This is a genomic window from Nitrobacter sp. Nb-311A (assembly GCF_000152905.1).
Taxonomy (GTDB): Bacteria; Pseudomonadota; Alphaproteobacteria; order Rhizobiales; family Xanthobacteraceae; genus Nitrobacter.
Genome location: NZ_AAMY01000010.1, coordinates 60,673 through 80,770 on the forward strand (window position 1 = coordinate 60,673; position 20,098 = coordinate 80,770).

Here is a 20,098-nt window from a genome sequence, read left to right on the forward strand (position 1 = left end):
TTCGATCAAAGCGGGAAGGCTTCAGAGCATGATCCCGAGATGTGGGAACTGGTTTTCGGAAAAGATCATGCTCAAACAAATAGATAAACGACGAGTCTAATCCAACGCAGTTGAATTCAGACTCCAGAGCCCGGAAGCTGCGCTCCGATCCCGGGAATCGATCCTACTTGATCTTAGCTTCGCGAAATTCGACGTGTTTGCGCGCGACCGGATCGTATTTTTTCTTGACCAGCTTGTCGGTCATGGTGCGCGAATTCTTTTTAGCTACGTAGTAAAAGCCTGTGTCAGCACTGGAAACGAGCTTGACCTTGATGGTGACCGCCTTGGCCATGTGCAAACCCTTGATGTCGGGAAAATGGAAAGCTGGCCCGCATCAGGCCTGCATTTAGCGGGCAAACTAGCCCCGAAACATCGAAAGTCAAGGATTTCGAAGTTCACGACGCTAAAATCGGTCCCACCCGGCGTTGGCTCGCCGGCGCCCGGTGTTTCGGGCGCACTCCACATCTGATTCTTGAATCGATTGTCATCGTATTGTCCGCTTTTGTATATTTTTCGGATCTTGTTCGTTTAATTTGTATGGAAGGCGACAGGATTGAAAGAGATGTGCTTCGACTGGGGCTGGTTGGCCATTTAAGTATGAGCGGAGCGCCAAGTGTGGCTCCAACGCCCCAGCCACAGAGTTTCCGCTGAGTCTGCCCCAAAGGGGTTTCCTTATTACCCCGACGATGAATATGTTTCGCGCGGGGGACTCGAGGGGGATCCGGCGTAGAGTTCCGCCTCGTGTGCATCTGGTTAAGATGAAGAATGGAACTTCGCGGATGGGTGGTGTGAGACTGGTGGCCGGGGCCGCCGTGTTGGCTCTTGCGACGGCGTCACCGGGGGCGGCGACACGGGGCGTTGCCGACACCATCGAGTCGGCACTTGTGCGATCGTACCAGAGCAACCCTCAACTCAACGCGCAGCGCGCCGCGGTTCGTGTCACCGATGAAAGTGTGCCCCAAGCCCTGTCGGGCTATCGGCCCAGAGTCGCCATAACCGCGAGTGGCGGCTATCAGCATAGCGACCTCACTGTTAGCCAGGGTCTGCCGAACCAGGGTTTGGTGGGCAACTTGCAGGCGAGGCTCAAGGGTGATCGGCTACCTGTGTCTGTCGGCGCCACGGTTTCACAGACGCTCTTTGACGGTTTCCAGGCTGCTAACAGGACCCGTGCGGCGGAAGGACAGGTTTCGGCCGCGCGCGAGGGATTAAGAGTTCTCGAGCAGACCGTTCTCCTCTCTGCGGCAACCATCTACATGGATTATCTGCGGGATTCCGCCATTGTGGAAGTTCAGCGCAGCAATGTCCGCGTGCTCGAGGAGACGCTGAAGCAGACGCGTGATCGTTTCAATGTCGGCGAGGTGACCCGAACCGACGTGGCGCAATCGGAGGCGCAACTCGCCGCCGGCCGTACGCAGCTTATGGCTGCTGAATCCACCCTCACGACCACGCGCGCGAATTTTCGGCGCATAGTTGGCAACGAACCCGGGCAATTGGCGCCGGGGTCGCCGGTCGATCGCTACCTGCCGGCAACGCTCGCAGGCGCCGTGGATCTTGCCCTTACCCAAAATCCCAACGTAACCGCGGCGATGTATGGCATCGACATCAGTCACTTGCAGATCAAGGTTGCAGAGGGTGCGCTGTTCCCGAGTCTGACGCTCCAGGCCAGCGTGCAACAAGGCTATGATCAGCAGCTCACGATACCGAAACAGCTTTTCGCATCTGCGATCGCACAGGTGACGGTGCCGATCTATCAGGGCGGCGCTGAATATTCGCTGATCCGCCAGTCCAAGGAAACGCTGGCCCAACAACGTCTCACTCTCGAACAGGTTCGCAATCAGGCGCGCGCCAGCGTGGTGCAGGCGTGGGGCCAGCTCGTCGCGACCAAGTTGCAGGTGAAGTCGGCCCAGGCTCAGGTTGAGGCGTCCGAGATTGCGGTCAACGGCATCCGCGAAGAAGCCAAGGCCGGGCAACGGACCACGTTCGACGTGTTGGTCGCGCAACAGACGCTCGTCAGCGCCCGCGTAGCGCTGGTGACAGCTCAACATGATCGCGTGGTCGCTTCCTATGCGGTTTTGAATGCCGTTGGTCGACTGTCGCCGCAGGTGCTGAAGCTAAACACCACGGTGTACGATCCGAGTGTCCACTACCATCAGGTTCGCGACAGTTGGGCTGGTATGCGTACGCCGGACGGACAGTGATCGCGTCGACTGTGGCCGCGTCCACAGTCCCGTTGCTTGCAATCAATTGTTGCCATGCCGTACCCTTCCACAGGATCGGGAAGCGATTCGGACCACAGTCGGCGTTTATCGGATCTTGCTGCGGAAGTTCGGGCGAAGAATTGGGGTCGCCACCGGTTCGCAACGCTTTCTTGGGGAATAAATCCGGTTGCGATCGAAATCGACGCCGCACCTCGGAAAGTCCTTCATCGCTTGAGGCCAGGGCCGCGACAGATGTGGAGTTGGACATGACGCAACCTGCAAAGGTCCCGGAGCCCTCTATGGAGGAGATTCTGGCGTCGATCCGTCGCATCATCGCGGATGATGAAAAGCCCGCGGCGGCTGGAGGCTTAGCCGTCGCTGAGACAGCTGTAGCAAAACCTCAATCCACCCCTTCCGTCGCTAAGCCGGCCACTCCCGCGAATGCTGACGGCGCCAATAGCCAGGACGATATTGACGCGATGCTTGCGAACCTCGACGCCGCAACCACCGAGGAGGAAGTCCGGCCTGCCCAGGCTGACGAGGTTTTCGAACTAACGGATGAAATGGCCGTGCCGAATGCTCCGCAGGCGGCTTTTCAGAAAATCGAGCCTCAGGACGATTTGGAATTCGCCGAGGCTGCACAGGCCGCGACTGCCCCGCCGGATCCTCCTGCTGTCGCTCGTCCGCCCAATCCAGATGCCGCACCGGCAGCGCAAATTCTGTCGCATTCGACAGTGTCTGCGGTCGAAACCGCTTTCAACTCACTTGCCAGCACCGTGTTGACCAACAACGCTCGCACACTAGAGGATCTGGTCAAGGAGATGCTGCGTCCGATGCTGAAGTCCTGGCTCGATGACAACCTGCCGGGGTTGGTGGAGCGCATCGTCAAGGCTGAAATCGAGCGGGTCTCGCGCGGGCGCCCGTAATCTCCGTCTACGGAGCCGGAACAGCCCGGCAGCCCTCGAAGCGGAAGGTCGAACCGGCCCCTGATGCCTGGAACCTACCTCTGCGTTCCGGAGCATTTTCCGGCGAGAGCATGATCCCGAAAAGTGAAAACCGGTTTTCGGAAAAGATCGCGCTCAAACAAAAAGATAAGCGACGATTCTGATTCAACGTGGTTGAAACAGACTCTAACGTGGTTGAAACAGACTCTAAAGCATTTTCCGACGAAGTGGATAGCGGTTTGCGTGAAGAAACCGCGTCAAATCAAAATCATAGAGCCTCGCTTCCGATTCAATGAGAAGCAGAAAGCTTTAAGTGAAGTCTCGTAAGAAAATGCTCTCGATCAAATAACTGGCGCGTATTTTGATCGCAAAGCCGGTATCAACTTTCGCGGAATACGCCAAGGCCGGTTTATTCGGTGGTCTTGTTGACTTGATGCGCCCTGAAAGGCTTTTAGAGTCAATGGATTTATTCCCTGCATCGACCTGAACCGCCCTGACTGTGATTGCCATGATCGAAAAAACTTACCAGCCATCTGAAATTGAATGTCGAATGTCCCGCGCTTGGGAAGAGGCCGGCGCGTTCGAAGCTGGCCGGCCCGAACGCCGCGAGGCTGAGCCGTTCACGATCGTCATTCCACCGCCGAATGTCACAGGCTCGTTGCACATGGGGCACGCGCTGAACAACACCTTACAGGACGTGCTGTGTCGCTTCGAGCGGATGCGCGGCCGCGACGTTCTATGGCAGCCAGGCACCGATCACGCCGGCATCGCGACCCAGATGGTGGTGGAGCGGCAGTTGGCGGAACGGCAGGAGCCCGGCCGCCGCGACATGGGCCGGGCCAGGTTTCTCGAGCGAGTTTGGCAGTGGAAGGCCGAGAGCGGCGGCGTAATTGTCAACCAGTTGAAACGGTTAGGAGCGTCCTGCGATTGGTCGCGCGAACGTTTCACCATGGACGAAGGGCTGTCACGCGCGGTCGCCAAGGTTTTTGTCGAGCTGCATCGCGCCGGCTTGATCTACAAGGACAAGCGGCTGGTCAATTGGGACCCGAAACTGCTCACCGCGATCTCCGATCTCGAGGTGAAACAGGTCGAGGTCAAGGGCAGCCTGTGGCATCTGCGCTATCCGATCGAAGGCAAGGCTTTCGATCCGAGCGATTCGTCGACCTTTATCGTCGTCGCCACTACACGGCCGGAGACGATGCTGGGCGATACTGCCGTCGCCGTGCACCCTGACAACGAGAAGCTCGAACACTTGATCGGCAGCAATGTCGTGCTGCCCCTGGTCGGCCGCATCATTCCGATAGTTGGCGACGACTATGCCGATCCGGAGAAGGGCACAGGCGCAGTCAAAATTACTCCGGCTCACGATTTTAACGACTTCGAGGTCGGAAAGCGCCACCACCTGGCGCAGATCAGTGTGCTCGATCGTGAAGGCCGGCTCATGCTGTCCGGCAACGAGGACTTTCTGCGCGACCTGCCCGAAGGGGCGTTGATGCTGGCTGACGCGTTCGACGGCATGGATCGCTTCGCCGCGCGCAAGGCGATCGTGGCGCGCCTTGAAGAGTCAGGTTTTCTCGACAAGATCGAGCCTTATGCGCACATGGTGCCACACGGCGACCGCTCCAACGCCGTCATCGAACCATACCTGACTGACCAATGGTACGTTGACGCCAAGGAACTGGCTCGGCCAGCGATGGCCGCGGTGCGTTCGGGCGAAACAACCTTCGTGCCGAAAAACTGGGAGAAGACCTACTTCGAGTGGATGGAGAACATCCAGCCCTGGTGTATCTCGCGGCAGCTCTGGTGGGGTCATCAGATTCCGGCCTGGTATGGTCCGGACGGCAAGGTGTTCGTCGCGGAGACGGAGGCCGAGGCGATCGGTCATGCGCTTGGCTATTACGTCGAGCAGGGTGTGATTACAGCGGAGCAGGGCGCCGAGATGGCGCGCGATCCAGCGAAGCGTGATGGCTTCATCACGCGAGACGAAGACGTGCTCGACACCTGGTTTTCTTCGGCGCTGTGGCCGTTCTCGACGCTCGGCTGGCCGGATAAGACGCCGGAGCTGAACCGTTATTATCCGACCAACGTGCTCGTCACCGGTTTCGACATCATCTTCTTCTGGGTTGCCCGAATGATGATGATGGGCATCCACTTCATGCAGCAAGCCCCGTTCTCGACGGTCTATATCCACGCGCTCGTTCGCGACGAGAAGGGCGCCAAGATGTCGAAGTCGAAGGGTAACGTCATTGATCCCCTGCATCTGGTCGACAAATACGGTGCGGATGCCCTGCGCTTCACGCTCGCCGCGATGGCGGTGCAGGGCCGCGATATCAAGCTGTCTCCGCAAAGGGTCGAAGGCTATCGCAACTTCGCGACCAAGCTGTGGAACGCTTGCCGCTTCGCCGAGATGAACGAGTGCGTACTGCCGCCGGACTTCGATGCGACGGCTGCAAAGGAAACGCTCAATCGGTGGATCGTCCACGAGACCGCGCGCGCGACGTGCGAGGTCACCGAGGCCATCGAATCCTCTCGTTTCAATGACGCCGCCGGCGCACTCTACCGCTTTGTCTGGAATGTCTACTGCGACTGGTATCTTGAACTCGCAAAGCCTGTCATTTCGGGCGAGGACGGCCCCGCCAAGTCCGAGACTCGCGCGATGGTCGCCTGGGCGCGCGATGAAATTCTGAAGCTTTTACATCCGTTCATGCCGTTCATCACAGAGGAGCTATGGGCGGTGACGTCGGCGCGGACTCAACTGCTGACCCTGACAGAGTGGCCAAACAAGGCTGATCTCACCCGCAAGCGGCGGACGTTGATCGCGGCTGCCGATCCCTTCAGCGGGTCAGAACCAGTAACCGATCTGCTGGAACCCTACTTCCGTGACGACGCCGCCGAAGCCGAGATCGGCTGGGTGGTCGATCTTGTCACAGCCATTCGCTCCGTCCGCGCCGAGATGAATATTCCACCTGCAACTCTGGCGCCGCTGGTGCTCGCAGGCGCATCCGACGAGAGCAGGGCGCGGGCACAGCGCTGGAGCGACGTCATCAAGCGGATGGCCCGGCTTGCGGATATTTCATTCGCAGACAAGGCACCGGCAGGCGCCGTGCAACTGCTGATCCGCGGTGAAATTATCGCGCTCCCGTTGAAAGGTATCGTCGACGTCGGCGCTCAGCGCACGCGTTTGGGGAAAGAAATCGCCAAGGCTGACGCCGATATCAATCGCGTCGATTTCAAGCTTGCAGATCAGAATTTCGTTGCCAACGCGCCCGAAGACATCGTCGAGGACGAGAAGGAAAAGCGGGAAGCCGCAGCCGCGCGCAAGGCGAAGTTCGTCGAGGCGCTGGAGCGATTGAAGGCCGCTGAGTGAGTGTTGCGCGGTCGTCATCACTGCGCCCCTTGACTCTTTTATGGCTTGGGGGCGTAGGGCTGCGGCTGACGATCCTTGCGGTGCCGCCGGTACTGGCGCTTATCATTTCCGATCTCGCGTTGTCGGGAACCGAGGTCGGGATTCTCAATGCGATTCCGGTCAGCCTGTTCGCGCTTGTCGCGGTGCCAGGATCGCTGCTGATCGCGCGCGTCGGCGCTGTCAGGGCGCTCGTAGTCGGCCTCCTGATCGCAGCAGTCGGCTCGGCGCTACGCGGTTTCGCCATCGACGCAATGACGCTGTTCGCTGCGACCGCGCTGATGGCGGCGGGCGTCGCCCTGATGCAGCCGGCGTTTCCGCCGCTGGTGCGGCAGTGGGTTCCTCGCCGGATTGGTTTCGCCACGGCCGTCTACACCAACGGATTGCTGTGCGGCGAGATCTTTCCGGTCGTGCTCGCCGCGGGGACCGTGCTCCTGCTGGGAGGCGGGTGGCGCGGAAGTCTCGAACTTTGGTCGATCGCGGCGGCAGCGATCGCACTGATCATCTTTGTCGCGCGGCCGGACGGGAGCCATGCATCCGCTCAGCTGAGCCGCTGGATGCCGGACTGGCGCGATCCGCTGCTCTGGAAAGTCGGCCTCGTCGCCAGCGCGAACAACCAGCTTTACTTCTGCACGAATGCGTTTCTGCCGGGCCTGTTGCTGCAAAACGGCCAGACGGAGCTGATCGGGCCTTCGCTATCGGCACTCAATCTGGGGCAGTTACCGGGTTCGGCCCTCCTTATGCTGATGGCGAGTCGTCTGGAGCGGAGGAGGTGGCCGCTCGTTCTTTGCGGCGTGCTCGGCCTGCTTGCTGTCGTTGGCGTCATGACGACGACAAATCTCTGGATAATCATCGGCTCAGCGGCGTTGGTGGGCTTCACCTGCGCCGTGGGCCTGACTCTTGTGCTGACGTTACCGGCCCTGCTGGTCGCTCCCGATGACGTTCCTCACAACTCAGCCGGAATGTTCACCATCGGTTACGGGATCGCCATGCTGATTTCCATCATTGGCGGGGTGGTCTGGGATTTTACCGGCAATGCTGTCTTTGCGTTCGTGCCGATCGGTCTTGCCGTCGTACCGATGGTCGTACTGCCGCTGGGGATCGATTTCAGGACCCAGCGCTCTTGAAGGGCCTGCTGAGGAATTTCGATCCCTTCAATCCGTATCGCCAGGGCAAGTCTGCCGCCTTGGTAATGCCGATGCGCACGCCGGCGACGACTTCAACCTCGTTTGTGCGTTGGAAGAGCGCGATGGGGGACGCATCGAGCGGCAGCGCATTATGCGCGATCGATATGCCGAGCGCCTGGCATAATCTGCCTGGCCCCGAACACAGGAAACGCTCCTCATGCAGTCCGCGCCGTCGCCGCATCGCCGCAATGCCGTGGGTCGGCTGCACCGCGCGGATCAGAACCGCGGCAGCGGAGCCATCCATTTCGCAGACAAAGTTTACACACCAGTGGATGCCATAAGAGCGATAGACATAGGCGAATCCGGGCGGGCCGAACATCACCATGTTCCGAGGGGTCGGTCCTCGATAAGAATGCGCCGCCGGCTCGGTGTGATGATAGGCCTCCACCTCGACGATGATGCCGCCGATGCCTTCGACCAGCAGCGTCGCGCCGATCAGGTCGGGAGCCACGTCATGCACGCTGCGACTGAAGAACGCACGCTTGAGCGGTTTGCCGAGAACAGGCGGATTTGGGCTGTCGGATGTCAGGTTTGGCGTCAGTTTCATGCGGCAATCGGAGCGGACGGGTGGCTTCGGGATATGTTACATAATCTGGCTGATCTGGCGAAGCGGGTTGCGGCCCTGCGCCGCGCGGATTACGTAAGACCTTCCGTATAACCGGATCATTCAATGGTTGTCATCCTCGATACGGTTTCCGCCAATCCGGTTCGGCCGAGGCATCCGGAAAAGATCAACCGGCCCGACGCGCTTTCGCCGCCGAAGCCGGACTGGATTCGCGTGCGCGCACCGAACACGCGCGGCTATGCGGATACGCGCCGGATCGTCAAGGAGAACGGACTGGTCACCGTATGCGAGGAGGCGGGCTGCCCGAACATCGGCGAGTGCTGGGACAAGAAACACGCCACCTTCATGATCATGGGCGACACCTGCACCCGCGCCTGCGCCTTCTGCAACGTCAAGACGGGAATGCCCGGCGCGCTCGAGACGTCCGAGCCCGAATATGTGGCCGAGGCGACGCGCAAGCTGGGGCTGGCGCACGTCGTCGTCACATCCGTTGATCGCGACGACCTCGACGACGGAGGCGCGGAACATTTCGCGCAGACCATTCGCGCGATCCGCGAGTGCTGCCCGACAACCACCATCGAAATCCTGACGCCGGACTTCCTCCGCAAGAAAGGGGCACTGGAAAGGGTCGTGGCGGCGAAGCCCGACGTCTTCAACCACAACCTCGAAACCGTGCCGTCGCGATACCTGACGGTGCGCCCCGGTGCGCGCTATTTTCATTCCATCCGCCTGTTGCAGCGAGTGAAGGAAATCGATCCGACGCTCTTCACCAAGTCCGGTATCATGGTTGGGCTCGGCGAGGAGCGTCACGAAGTCTTGCAGGTGATGGACGACTTGAGATCCGCGGATGTCGATTTTCTTACCATCGGGCAGTACCTGCAACCGACCCGCAAGCATCACGCCGTGATGCGCTACGTCACACCGGAGGAGTTTTCAGGCTACGAGACCGTCGCTTACACCAAGGGCTTTCTGATGGTGTCGGCGAGTCCGCTGACGCGCTCGTCGCATCACGCCGGCGAGGATTTTGCAAAGCTGCGGGCCGCGCGCGCCGCGCTGGAGCGCTAGTCGCGCGTCTTATGCAGCGCATCCTCGTCTTGGGATCGTCAGGGTCCGGAAAATCCACATTCGCGCGAAAACTTTCGGCGATCACGGGTATCCCCGTGATCTCTCTGGACGCCCTGTACTGGAAGCCCGGATGGATGCCGTCGGAGGACGCCGAATTCGATGAGCGCGTGACCGATGCGGCGAGTGCACAGCGCTGGATTATGGACGGCAACTATCTTTCGCATGCGGGTGGGTTGAGGCGGGCCCTCGCTGACACAGCGATCTGGTTCGATCTGCCTCGCAGAACCTGTATGATCGGCGTTATGATAAGAATTCTGACGAGCTACGGGCGGGTGCGGCCGGAGATGGCGCCGGAATGTCCGGAGCGGTTCGATGCCGAATTTCTCCATTATGTCTGGACCTTCCGTCAGATGCAGCGACCGCGGCTGGCGGGTTTTCTTCAAGGATTGCGCTCCGATCAAACTCTCATGCGCTTCACGCGCCGGTCTGACGCGGATCGCTATCTGCACAATCTTTCCGCATCAGGGAGCGTTCACTGATGCCGACGTTTTCCAGCAAGCGCCGCGTTCGTCACAGTGCGAACGAGATGTTCGATCTCGTGGCGGACGTCGAGCGTTATCCGGAATTCGTTCCGTTATGCCAATCGCTGAAGGTACGTCAGCGCACCACCGCAGCCGACGGCAAGGAAGTCGTAGTTGCCGATATGACCGTGTCGTTCAAGCTGGTGCGGGAGACCTTTACGAGCAAAGTGACCCTGGATCGGCCGAACCTCAAGATCTTCGTCGAATATCTGCGCGGGCCGTTCAGCCATATGGAAAATCGCTGGACCTTTGCACCGAAACCGGATCAAGGCTGCGATGTCGGATTCTTCATCGCCTATGAGTTCAAGAGCCGGATGCTGGCGATGCTGATGGGCGCGATGTTCGACACCGCGTTCCAGCGCTTCGCCGCAGCATTCGAGAAACGCGCCGACGCTGTTTACGGTTCGCCGAAGGTGGTGAGCTGACGCGATGAGGTCTTATAGCGTTTTCGAGCGAAGTGGATACCGGTTCGCGTGAAGAAAACGCGTCAAATCAAAATCTGAGGGCTCTGCTTCTGATGCCGTCAGAAGCCAAAACTCTACGTTTTCTTTGGAGAAGGTTTGACCGGTCCTGTGGTGCGCCGACGCTCGGAAGTACGGCGCGCGGGTGTACGCGCTGCTCGCAGCCGCAATCGGCTGACGCTTTCGCGGCGAACTTTCGCAGGCGGCTTCGGGCCGCGCGCCAATTCCATCAGCATCCGCAGGGCTTCGACAACCGAACGTTGCCGTACTGAACTTCGACCGATGGCGCCGAAGCGGCATTCACGATGGATCAGGCGGCCATCACGCGCTGCGGCAGCGAAATGAACCAGTCCCACGGGTTTGCCGGGCGTCGCACCGCCGGGACCCGCGATTCCGGTGATGGCGACGGCAAAATCCGTGCCCGCGCGCTCCAACGCGCCAACTGCCATCGCGGTTGCGGTTTCCTTGCTGACCGCGCCGAAACTGTCGAGCGTCGTGGCCTTGACGCCAAGCATCGCGCGCTTGGCGTCATTGGAATAGGTGACGAAGCCACGATCGACGACGTCCGAGGAGCCGGGAATCTCGGTCAACGCCCCGGCGACCAATCCGCCGGTGCAGGATTCGGCCGTTGCGACGGTGAGCTTGCGCATCCGGCAAAGGTCCAGCAGCGAACGCGACAGGGCGCGTACGTCGCTGCCGCTCATGTCAGGTGTCCCGGCCTTGGTCGTTCCAGGGCAGACGGACAGTGGCGCTGGCGGTCGCCGCGATTCCTTCCTCACGTCCGGTGAAGCCGAGCCACTCGCTGGTCGTCGCCTTCACGGCGATACGCGAGACCGCGACGCCGGTGATGTCCGCGATGCGCGCGCGCATCTGATCGCGTAGGGGCCCGATCTTAGGCCGCTGGCATATCAGGGTGACCTCGAGATTGGCGATGCGGCCACCGCGCGCCGTAACCCGATCGATAGCATGCTTCAGAAATTTTTCGGAAGCCGCGCCCTTCCACTGCGGGTCGCTGGGAGGGAAATGCGAGCCGATGTCGCCGTCCGCGAGCGCTCCGAGAATAGCGTCGACCAGCGCGTGCAGACCGACGTCGCCATCGGAATGCGCCAGGAAGCCGCGATTGTGCGGCACCTTCACGCCGCACAGCATGAGATGATCGCCCTCGCCGAACGCATGCACGTCGTAGCCGGTGCCGGTTCTGATGTCACCGAGGGAGGCTGCAAGGCGCGCTTCCTCACGCACGAAATCTTCGGGAGTTGTTAGCTTCATGTTTGCAGCATCGCCTTCGAATGTCGCAACCGTCAATCCTACCCACTCGGCGAGCGCGGCATCGTCGGTAAAATCGTCGCGGCCCTCGTGCGCCGCACGACGGTGCGCATCGAGAATCATATCGAAATGGAATGCCTGCGGCGTCTGCGCGATCCGCAGCTTCGCACGGTCGGGAGTCGCGTTGACCGCGCCGGATGCATCGACCTGTTTGATGGTGTCGGTAACGGGAACAGCGGGCACCGCCGCGCCGGCTTTGTCCGCCGCGTCAATTGCGCGGCTGATGAGCGCCGGTGTTACGAAGGGGCGGGCGGCATCGTGGATCAGCACAATATCCGGCGCGTCGGACGCCAACGCCTCGAGGCCTGCGCGAACAGAGGCCTGGCGCGTGGCCCCGCCATTCGCCGGCGAGCGGTAGCGGAACCCGCTGGCGGCCTGATTGAACATCGAAAGGTCGTCGGGATTGAGCACCGGCTGAACGGCAAAGACGTCGGGGTGTTGGCAGAACGCCTCCATCGCCCGCGAAATCACGGTTCGTCCGCCAATCGTCCGGTACTGTTTGGGGCCTCCGGCACCGGCGCGGAGGCCGCGGCCTGCGGCAACAATGATGGCAGCAGTTCGTTTTGAGATAGGCATTGCAATCGCTATGAAGGAATCAGGTATTCGAGCAGGCCCTTACCATGACGGTAGCAAAAACTGCAGGAGTCCCGATGGATGGGATGGCGAATTTATTCGTTGCAGCGCAGTTGCAAGATACCGGAAACTGGCTATTGTATAGGCACAAATCTATTTTGCCTAATAAATAAGCTGATCCTTGAGTGAGTTGTTAGAGCTGCGACGGAGTAGTTTGGACCATGAGTGCCAGTCCCACAGGTCCAGCGCCACCATCATGTTCCAGATCATTCGCGGTGGGACATATTTCGATCGCCAGTCCGGTTCTTCTGGCGCCGATGTCGGGAATTACCGATCGACCGTTTCGGCGTCTTGCCGAATCGCTGGGGGCAGGGCTCGTCGTTTCCGAAATGACCGCCAGCGACGATCTCGTCCGTGGGCGGCCCATGTCCGTACTCCGCTGTGAGGCTACCGGTTACGGACCGCACGTCGTTCAGCTTGCCGGCTGCGAGGCCCGCTGGATGGCGGAAGGCGCCCGGATCGCCGAGGCGGCTGGCGCCGACATCATCGACATCAACATGGGTTGTCCCGCCCGTCACGTGACAGGCGGCCAGTCGGGTTCGGCTCTCATGCGCGATCTCGACCATGCCCTACCGTTGATTGAGGCGACGGTCGGCGCGGTGAAAGTGCCGGTCACGCTCAAGATGCGGCTCGGATGGGACGATCGCTCGCTCAATGCGCCAGCGCTCGCGCAGCGCGCCGAATCCGTCGGTGTGCAGATGATTACCGTTCACGCTCGTACGCGGTGCCAATTCTACAAGGGCTGCGCCGACTGGCAGGCGGTGCGAGCGGTGAAAGAGGCGGTCCGCATTCCTGTCGTGGTCAACGGCGATATTACGTCGTTTGAAGCAGCCGTCGCCGCGTTAAAGGCGTCAGGGGCCGATGCCGTCATGGTGGGACGTGGCGCGCAGGGCCGGCCCTGGATGCCCGGCCAGATCGGGCGGCGGCTCGAAACCGGCGTCGAAGAACCGAATCCTTCGCTCGCGGATCAACTGGCATATATCCGCGCGCTCTATGACGACCTGCTCCTGCACTATGGCCTGCGCATCGGACTTCGTCATGCGCGAAAACATCTCGGCTGGGCACTCGATACGGCGGCAGCGCTTCGTGCTGTACCAACACCGGTCTTGAAGACGTGGCGGGGTAAAATTCTAAAGGCCGAGGATCCGGCCGGCGTCCAGCGGTCCCTGGTGGATGCGTTCGAGGAATTCGCTTGGAGTGCTGCGGCATGACGTCGACCGCGCAGCACCCGCGCATCGCGTCCGGCGAGGCCATTCTCAACGCCCTGCCAAACCCGGTGCTGCTCGTCGCGCCTGACGGTCGAATTGTCGACGCCAACATGGCGGCAGAGTCCTTTTTCGAGATGTCGAAGCAGTTCCTGCAACGCGAAGCGCTGAAGCAGCTTATTCCCTTCGGCAGTCCGCTCCTGACGCTGATCGATCAGGTTCGCGACAGCGGTGCTCCCGTCAACGAGTTCAGGGTTGATCTCGGCACGCCGAGGATCGGCCGGGATCGTCAGGTCGACCTGCATGTCGCGCCCCTGGCGGAATGGCCGGCTCACGTTGTGGTGATGATCCAGAAGCGCACCATCGCCGACAAGATGGACCGGCAGTTGACGCACCGCAGCGCGGCGCGCTCGGTGATTGCGCTTGCGGCCATGCTCGCACACGAGATCAAGAATCCGCTCTCGGGCATTCGCGGCGCGGCGCAGCTTCTCGAACAGGGGTCAACTCCGGACGACCGGATGTTGACCCGGCTGATCTGCGATGAAGCGGACCGCATCGTCACACTGGTCGATCGCATGGAGGTGTTCGGCGACGAACGTCCGGTGACGCGTGGGCCGGTCAACATTCACTCGGTGCTCGATCATGTCAAACGGCTTGCGCAGTCGGGCTTCGCGCGAAAGGTGAGGTTCACCGAGGATTACGACCCCTCGCTTCCTCCGGTTCTCGCCGACCGGGATCAATTGATTCAGGTCTTTCTGAACCTCGTCAAAAATGCCGCCGAAGCCGTCTCCGATCTCGGAGAGGAAGGAGAAATTCAGTTCACGACCGCATTCCGTCCAGGCTTGAGCCTTTCCCTTCCGGGAAAAAGAGCGCGGGTTTCGCTGCCGCTGGAATTTTGCGTCAAGGACAACGGTCCCGGCGTAGCAGAGGATCTGCTTCCGAACCTTTTCGATCCATTCGTCACCACCAAGCAGACCGGGAGCGGGCTCGGTCTTGCGCTGGTTGCAAAAATCGTTGGGGATCACGGCGGCATCGTTGAATGCGAGTCGCAACCGCGCAGGACCATCTTCCGTATCCTGCTGCCGATGTTCAATTCCGGTCCAATACACCAACTCGGCAATGACGCCGCCGCGTCCGGAACGCCGCCACGCGTCGCACGCCATCCAGCATGAGGACACAATGCCTCCAGCCAACATCCTTGTCGCCGACGACGATGGAGCCATCCGAACGGTGCTCAATCAGGCTTTGTCGCGTGCTGGATATGACGTGCGCCTGACCGGTAACGCCGCAACGCTGTGGCGATGGGTCAGCCAAGGCGAAGGAGATATCGTCATCACGGACGTGGTGATGCCGGACGAGACCGCTTTCGACCTGTTGCCTCGTATCAAGAAGATCAGGCCGAATCTGCCGGTCATTGTGATGAGTGCGCAGAACACTTTCATGACGGCGGTCCGTGCTTCCGAGCGCGGCGCGTATGAATATCTCCCCAAACCGTTCGATCTCAAGGAGTTGATCGCAATTGTGGGCCGCGCGCTCGCTGAGCCAAAGGAGCGCGCGGCCAGCCGCAACGACGAGGACGAATGCGATTCCCTTCCGTTGATCGGTCGATCTCCCGCCATGCAGGAAATTTACCGTGTGCTGGCGCGGCTGATGCAGACTGACCTGACCGTGATGATTTCCGGCGAGTCCGGCACCGGCAAGGAACTGGTCGCGCGCGCGCTTCACGATTACGGCAAGCGACGTAGCGGTCCCTTCGTGGCCGTCAATATGGCGGCCATTCCCCGCGACCTTATCGAATCGGAGTTGTTCGGTCACGAACGTGGTGCGTTCACGGGGGCAAACGCCCGCGCATCGGGCCGTTTCGAGCAGGCGGAAGGAGGGACCCTCTTTCTCGATGAAATCGGCGATATGCCGATGGAGGCGCAGACACGTCTGCTCCGCGTGCTTCAGCAGGGTGAATATTGCACCGTCGGGGGAAGGACCGCCATCAAGACGGATGTCCGCATCGTTGCCGCCACCAACAAGGATCTTCGTATTCTGATCCAGCAGGGGCTATTTCGCGAGGATCTCTTTTTCCGCCTTAACGTGGTACCGCTGCGTCTGCCGCCGCTCCGCGAGCGCATCGAGGATCTGCCGGATCTGATCAGGCATTTCTTTGTACTCGCCGAAAGGGATGGGCTGCCGTCCAAGAAGCTGGACGCGCTTGCGCTCGAGCGCCTGAAGCGGCACCGCTGGCCCGGCAACGTCCGCGAACTGGAAAACCTGGCGCGCAGGCTCGCTGCGCTCTACCCGCAAGATATCATTACCGGTTCGGTGATCGACTGCGAACTTGCATCGCCTGCGGTGGGTTCCGGATTCGGTGGAAATAGTATCAACGGTCTCGGTGGTTCCGTGGAGATGTATCTGTCATCGCTTTTCTCCAGCTTTCCAAATGGGCTCCCGCCGCCGGGCTTATATCACCGCGTTCTCAGGGAGATCGAGGTTCCGCTCCTCACCGCCGCGCTGGCCGCAACCCATGGCAACCAGATTCGGGCAGCCGACCTTCTAGGTTTGAACCGCAACACGCTCCGCAAAAAAATTCGCGATCTGGATATCCAGGTCTACCGGTCCGGTGGGTAGGCACGGTTCCCATTGCTCACCGGCGAAGTGACGACCCGGCGATCATTTGCTGTTCGCGCCTGATACTCGCGCCGCGGAAATGTCCCAATCGTGCAACATTGTTGTAAGATTGCATCAGTTCGCTGGTTTGACCGACGCCAGCCAAGCTCATTTTTTCGCGGATGACCACAGCAGACACGCCGGTTCCATCACACGATCCGACACTCGCCCAGTCGCGCGGCTGGACCATGCGCCGGCTATTGGCTCCGGTCGCGATCGGCCTGGCATTGCTGTCGGCATTCCTGACGTTTGTGGTCTTGGTTCGTCTCACGCCGATCGAGCCGACCCATCGAGTTGTCATCACGTTTCTGCTGATAGACGCGGGCATCATCCTTCTGCTCGTCGGCATTATCGCCCGCGAGGTCTGGCGCGTCGTGCAGGCACGCCGCCGGGGTCGCGCCGCGGCGAAGCTGCATGTGCAGGTCGTCAGTCTGTTCTCGATCATTGCCGTGCTGCCGGCGGTCGTGGTTTCGGTCGTCGCCAGCGTTACGATCGATCGCGGACTCGACCGTCTGTTTTCAGGTCCGATCAAGGAGGTCATTGAAAACTCACGGATCGTTGCGCATGCCTATCTGCATGAGCACGCTCAGCTCATACGCGGCGACATCCTGGGCATGGCCAACGACGTTTCCAACGCGCGACCATTGTACGACCAGGACCGCGTGACATTTCTTCAACTCCTGACCTCGAGCGCGAAGGCCCGCAACCTTCCGGGCGCGATGCTGATCGATAAGGAAGGTCATCTGCTGGTATCGGCGCAAACCGGCATCAAGCGAGCCTACGACACACCGAACCCCGACATTCTCAAAAATGTGAACGAGGACGATCCGCAGATCGCGGTGATTCCGGAGGCGAACTATGTCGCTGCCGTCATTCGCCTGCGCGCGTTTGAGGACACCTTTCTTTACGTCGCAAGACTGCTCGACCCTTACGTCGTCGCGCAACTGAAGCAGACCGAGTCGAGTGTTGCCGATTACGCCACGATCGAGGCGCGGCGCCTCGGCATACAGGTGGCGCTCGCACTGATGTTCGCCGTGATCGCGCTGACCATTCTGATGGCATCGGTATTGCTTGGCCTGAACTTCGCGGACCGGTTCGTCGCCCCCGTCCGCCGCCTGATGAGCGCCGCCAACCTGGTGTCCACCGGCGACCTGAACGTTCAGGTGCCCGTCCTGAAATCCGAAGGGGACTTGGCGCAACTCGGCGAGACATTCAACAAAATGACCGCCGAGTTGCGTACCCAGCGCGACGAACTTATTAACGCGAGCGGCCTGATCGACAGCCGGCGCCGGTTCATCGAGGCGGTATTGTCGTCGGCCAGCGCCGGCATCATCGGAGTCGACGGCGCCAACACCATCCGCATTCTGAACCGCTCGGCGGAGAAGCTGATCGGCCATTCAGAATCGGAAACTTTGGGCCATCCGTTATCCGAGGTGATTCCCGAGCTGAGCGATCTCTTGCAGACGGCGAGGGAAGGGGCGCAACGGCTGGTGCAGAGCCAGATCATCCTCAATCGCGACGGCAATGAGCGCAACATCTCGGTGCGTGTCAGTGCCGAGCAAACCAGTCATTCTAGGGATAGCTACATTATCACGCTGGATGATATCACGGAGCTTGTAACCGCGCAGCGCACTTCGGCCTGGGGCGACGTGGCGCGACGAATCGCCCATGAAATCAAGAATCCGTTGACACCGATCCAACTCTCTGCCGAGCGTATTCGCCGCAAGTTCGGAAAGGCGATCACCCAGGACAAATCGATCTTCGAGCAGTGCACCGATACCATCGTGCGTCAGGTCGAGGATATCAGGCGGATGGTCGATGAATTTTCGCGTTTCGCGCGAATGCCGAAGCCCGTCATGGAAGGAGAGGATGTCGCCGATACGGTTCGCCAGACAGTTTTCCTGATGCGTGTCGGACATTCCGAAATCGATATCGAGGCCGACATCAAGCAAGAACCGCTACGCGCGCAGTTTGATCGGCGGCTGATCTCGCAGGCACTGACGAATATCATCAAGAACGCGGCCGAAGCCATCGAGGCCGTGCCGCCGGAGGAGCTCGGAAAGGGCCGGATCGATGTCATCGCCGCGCGGGAAGAAGACGACATCGTCATTGACGTGATCGACAACGGCGTCGGCTTGCCGAAAGTTGCGCGCGCTCGGCTGCTGGAGCCTTACGTCACGACGCGTGAGAAGGGCACCGGTCTTGGCCTTGCGATCGTGGGGCGCGTCCTGGAAGACCATGGTGGAAAGCTCGAGCTCAACGACGCCTCCGCAATACGGCCGGACGCGCGGGGAGCCTGGATGCGGTTGCGGTTTGCCGTAACGGGACGAGCGAATGCTGGAACCATTAGCAAGGATGAAGCGACTAACAGCGATACCTTGACCGGAAAAGAAACAAAAACTGCGGTTGCTACCGGCGACTGACGAGGCGGATCCAATTCATGGCACACGACATTCTGATTGTGGACGACGAGGCAGACATTCGCGAGCTCGTTGCAGGCATCCTGGAAGATGAGGGTTTTACAACCCGAACTGCGCGTAACAGCGATGAAGCGCTGGCGGAGGTTTCGAGCCGTCGTCCGCACATGGTATTTCTGGACATCTGGCTGCAAGGCAGCAAACTTGACGGGCTGCAACTGCTCGAAATGATCAAGCAGGACAGCCCCGATATGCCGGTCGTCATGATCTCCGGTCATGGCAACATCGAAACGGCAGTCGCGGCCATCAAACGCGGCGCCTACGACTTCATTGAAAAGCCGTTCAAGTCCGATCGCCTGATTCTGGTGGCGACCCGTGCGCTGGAAACGTCACGTCTGAAGCGCGAGGTGCGCGAATTGAAGCAACTCGCGCCGGCGGCGGGCTCGCTGGTTGGACGCTCGCCATGCATGAACCAGCTTCGGCAAACCATCGAGCGTGCGGCGAAAGCCAACAGCCGCATCATGATCGTCGGCCCGTCCGGATCCGGCAAGGAACTGGCTGCGCGAACGCTTCACAATCAGTCGAACCGCGCCGATGGTCCGTTTGTTGTCATCAACGCCGCTGCGATTACGCCAGAGCGAATGGAATTCGAACTGTTCGGCGTCGAGCAGACCGACGGTCAGCAACCCCGCAAGGCCGGCGCTCTGGAAGAGGCGCATGGCGGGACCTTGTTCATCGACGAGATCGGCGATATGCCGCGCGAGACGCAGAACAAGATCATGCGGGTCCTGGTCGACCAGACCTTTCAACGCTCAGGCGGTGCGACCAAGATCAAGGTGGATGTGCGCATCATCTCATCGACAGCGCGAAACCTGGAAGAGGAGATTGCCGCAGGCAGGTTCCGCGAAGACCTTTACCATCGGCTATCGGTGGTGCCGATCCGTGTTCCGCCCTTGTCCGAGCGCCGCGAGGACATTCCCGAACTGATTGAATGTTTCATGGACCATATCTCCGCCGCGAGTGGGCTGCCCAAGCGCAAGATCGGCGATGACGCGATGGCGGTGCTGCAATCGCATGTCTGGCCGGGAAACGTCCGGCAACTGCGAAACAACGTCGAACGCGTGATGATTCTGGCTGGCGGGGGTCCCGAAGTCATCATTACCGCGGATATGTTGCCGCAGGATGTCGGCTCCATGGTCCCGGCAATGCCGTCAGGTGTCAATGGTGAGCACATCATGGGCTTGCCGCTGCGCGAAGCTCGCGAGGTTTTCGAGCGAGACTATCTGATCGCCCAGATCAGCCGTTTCTCTAACAATATCTCTCGAACCGCGGAGTTTGTCGGCATGGAACGCTCGGCATTGCATCGCAAACTCAAGGCGCTCGGCGTCAACTAGAACTCTGGGGCGAACTCGCCAC

Annotated in this window: 16 protein-coding genes; 12 read left to right on the forward strand and 4 right to left on the reverse strand. The window is 60.4% G+C overall.

Features of this window, described 5'->3' with window-relative positions; all coding sequences use genetic code 11:
* Positions 1 to 163 precede the first annotated feature (163 nt).
* Positions 164 to 331 (reverse strand): 50S ribosomal protein L33, encoded by a 168-nt coding sequence (gene rpmG / locus NB311A_RS05585; RefSeq protein WP_007603295.1) that lies wholly within the window; start codon positions 329 to 331, stop codon positions 164 to 166.
* Between the two features lie 487 nt (positions 332 to 818).
* On the opposite strand from rpmG, the gene NB311A_RS05590 reads away from it, so the two are divergent.
* The 4 genes from NB311A_RS05590 (at position 819) to NB311A_RS05610 (ending at position 7,711) form a co-directional block, all read left to right on the forward strand.
* Positions 819 to 2,237, forward strand: a complete 1,419-nt coding sequence (locus NB311A_RS05590; RefSeq protein WP_040674049.1) for a TolC family outer membrane protein — start codon at positions 819 to 821, stop codon at positions 2,235 to 2,237.
* Positions 2,238 to 2,503: 266 nt separating this feature from the next.
* Positions 2,504 to 3,163, forward strand: a complete 660-nt coding sequence (locus NB311A_RS05595) for a PopZ family protein (RefSeq protein WP_040674050.1) — start codon at positions 2,504 to 2,506, stop codon at positions 3,161 to 3,163.
* 526 nt (positions 3,164 to 3,689) lie between these two features.
* Positions 3,690 to 6,548, forward strand: a complete 2,859-nt coding sequence (locus tag NB311A_RS05605) for a valine--tRNA ligase (RefSeq protein WP_040674053.1) — start codon at positions 3,690 to 3,692, stop codon at positions 6,546 to 6,548.
* The gene (locus tag NB311A_RS05610; RefSeq protein WP_040674054.1) at positions 6,545 to 7,711 is read left to right on the forward strand and encodes a CynX/NimT family MFS transporter; all 1,167 of its coding nucleotides are present in this window, start codon (positions 6,545 to 6,547) and stop codon (positions 7,709 to 7,711) included. Before NB311A_RS05605 ends, NB311A_RS05610 begins: the two co-directional genes overlap by 4 nt.
* Here the strand turns inward: NB311A_RS05610 and NB311A_RS05615 are convergent.
* On the reverse strand, positions 7,692 to 8,318 hold the full coding sequence (locus NB311A_RS05615) for a DNA-3-methyladenine glycosylase (protein WP_009797495.1): 627 nt from the start codon (positions 8,316 to 8,318) through the stop codon (positions 7,692 to 7,694). The two genes, NB311A_RS05610 and NB311A_RS05615, sit on opposite strands and share 20 nt — an antisense overlap.
* 123 nt (positions 8,319 to 8,441) lie before the next feature.
* On the opposite strand from NB311A_RS05615, the gene lipA reads away from it, so the two are divergent.
* The 3 genes from lipA to NB311A_RS05630 all read left to right on the forward strand — a co-directional run bounded on the left by lipA (position 8,442) and on the right by NB311A_RS05630 (position 10,407).
* A complete protein-coding gene (gene lipA, locus NB311A_RS05620; RefSeq protein ID WP_009797496.1) occupies positions 8,442 to 9,401 on the forward strand; it encodes a lipoyl synthase in 960 nt (319 codons plus the stop codon).
* Positions 9,402 to 9,496: 95 nt separating this feature from the next.
* A complete protein-coding gene (locus NB311A_RS05625) occupies positions 9,497 to 9,940 on the forward strand; it encodes a DNA topology modulation protein (protein ID WP_245256932.1) in 444 nt (147 codons plus the stop codon).
* Positions 9,940 to 10,407, forward strand: a complete 468-nt coding sequence (locus NB311A_RS05630) for a type II toxin-antitoxin system RatA family toxin (RefSeq protein ID WP_009797498.1) — start codon at positions 9,940 to 9,942, stop codon at positions 10,405 to 10,407. Before NB311A_RS05625 ends, NB311A_RS05630 begins: the two co-directional genes overlap by 1 nt.
* 113 nt (positions 10,408 to 10,520) lie before the next feature.
* Here NB311A_RS05630 and NB311A_RS05635 read toward each other — a convergent pair whose 3' ends face one another.
* Complete coding sequence (locus NB311A_RS05635) at positions 10,521 to 11,147, reverse strand: CinA family protein (protein WP_009797499.1); 627 nt, start codon at positions 11,145 to 11,147, stop codon at positions 10,521 to 10,523.
* A 1-nt stretch (position 11,148) separates the two neighbouring features.
* The gene (locus NB311A_RS05640) at positions 11,149 to 12,345 is read right to left on the reverse strand and encodes a bifunctional 2-C-methyl-D-erythritol 4-phosphate cytidylyltransferase/2-C-methyl-D-erythritol 2,4-cyclodiphosphate synthase (protein WP_009797500.1); all 1,197 of its coding nucleotides are present in this window, start codon (positions 12,343 to 12,345) and stop codon (positions 11,149 to 11,151) included.
* 218 nt (positions 12,346 to 12,563) lie between these two features.
* Here NB311A_RS05640 and dusB point away from each other — a divergent pair, with 218 nt between their 5' ends.
* The 5 genes from dusB (at position 12,564) to NB311A_RS05665 (ending at position 20,076) form a co-directional block, all read left to right on the forward strand.
* A complete protein-coding gene (gene dusB / locus NB311A_RS05645; protein ID WP_040674056.1) occupies positions 12,564 to 13,613 on the forward strand; it encodes a tRNA dihydrouridine synthase DusB in 1,050 nt (349 codons plus the stop codon).
* Positions 13,610 to 14,779, forward strand: coding sequence for a nitrogen regulation protein NR(II) (locus tag NB311A_RS05650; protein ID WP_009797502.1), 1,170 nt, complete (start codon positions 13,610 to 13,612; stop codon positions 14,777 to 14,779). Before dusB ends, NB311A_RS05650 begins: the two co-directional genes overlap by 4 nt.
* 7 nt (positions 14,780 to 14,786) lie before the next feature.
* Positions 14,787 to 16,226: a nitrogen regulation protein NR(I) gene (gene ntrC, locus NB311A_RS05655; protein WP_040674078.1), complete on the forward strand. Its 1,440-nt coding sequence runs from the start codon at positions 14,787 to 14,789 to the stop codon at positions 16,224 to 16,226.
* A gap of 161 nt (positions 16,227 to 16,387) precedes the next feature.
* The gene (locus tag NB311A_RS05660) at positions 16,388 to 18,688 is read left to right on the forward strand and encodes a PAS domain-containing sensor histidine kinase (protein WP_040674058.1); all 2,301 of its coding nucleotides are present in this window, start codon (positions 16,388 to 16,390) and stop codon (positions 18,686 to 18,688) included.
* Between the two features lie 17 nt (positions 18,689 to 18,705).
* Positions 18,706 to 20,076, forward strand: coding sequence for a sigma-54 dependent transcriptional regulator (locus tag NB311A_RS05665; protein WP_009797506.1), 1,371 nt, complete (start codon positions 18,706 to 18,708; stop codon positions 20,074 to 20,076).
* Positions 20,077 to 20,098 lie beyond the last annotated feature (22 nt).

Bases quoted from the DNA above. Each gene is read 5' to 3' on its own strand.
- rpmG (WP_007603295.1), bottom strand. From the start codon at position 331: ATGGCCAAGGCGGTCACCATCAAGGTCAAGCTCGTTTCCAGTGCTGAC.
- NB311A_RS05590 (WP_040674049.1), top strand. From the start codon at position 819: ATGGGTGGTGTGAGACTGGTGGCCGGGGCCGCCGTGTTGGCTCTTGCG.
- NB311A_RS05595 (WP_040674050.1), top strand. From the start codon at position 2,504: ATGACGCAACCTGCAAAGGTCCCGGAGCCCTCTATGGAGGAGATTCTG.
- NB311A_RS05605 (WP_040674053.1), top strand. From the start codon at position 3,690: ATGATCGAAAAAACTTACCAGCCATCTGAAATTGAATGTCGAATGTCC.
- NB311A_RS05615 (WP_009797495.1), bottom strand. From the start codon at position 8,318: ATGAAACTGACGCCAAACCTGACATCCGACAGCCCAAATCCGCCTGTT.
- lipA (WP_009797496.1), top strand. From the start codon at position 8,442: ATGGTTGTCATCCTCGATACGGTTTCCGCCAATCCGGTTCGGCCGAGG.
- NB311A_RS05630 (WP_009797498.1), top strand. From the start codon at position 9,940: ATGCCGACGTTTTCCAGCAAGCGCCGCGTTCGTCACAGTGCGAACGAG.
- NB311A_RS05635 (WP_009797499.1), bottom strand. From the start codon at position 11,147: ATGAGCGGCAGCGACGTACGCGCCCTGTCGCGTTCGCTGCTGGACCTT.
- NB311A_RS05640 (WP_009797500.1), bottom strand. From the start codon at position 12,345: ATGCCTATCTCAAAACGAACTGCTGCCATCATTGTTGCCGCAGGCCGC.
- dusB (WP_040674056.1), top strand. From the start codon at position 12,564: ATGAGTGCCAGTCCCACAGGTCCAGCGCCACCATCATGTTCCAGATCA.
- NB311A_RS05650 (WP_009797502.1), top strand. From the start codon at position 13,610: ATGACGTCGACCGCGCAGCACCCGCGCATCGCGTCCGGCGAGGCCATT.
- ntrC (WP_040674078.1), top strand. From the start codon at position 14,787: ATGCCTCCAGCCAACATCCTTGTCGCCGACGACGATGGAGCCATCCGA.
- NB311A_RS05660 (WP_040674058.1), top strand. From the start codon at position 16,388: ATGACCACAGCAGACACGCCGGTTCCATCACACGATCCGACACTCGCC.
- NB311A_RS05665 (WP_009797506.1), top strand. From the start codon at position 18,706: ATGGCACACGACATTCTGATTGTGGACGACGAGGCAGACATTCGCGAG.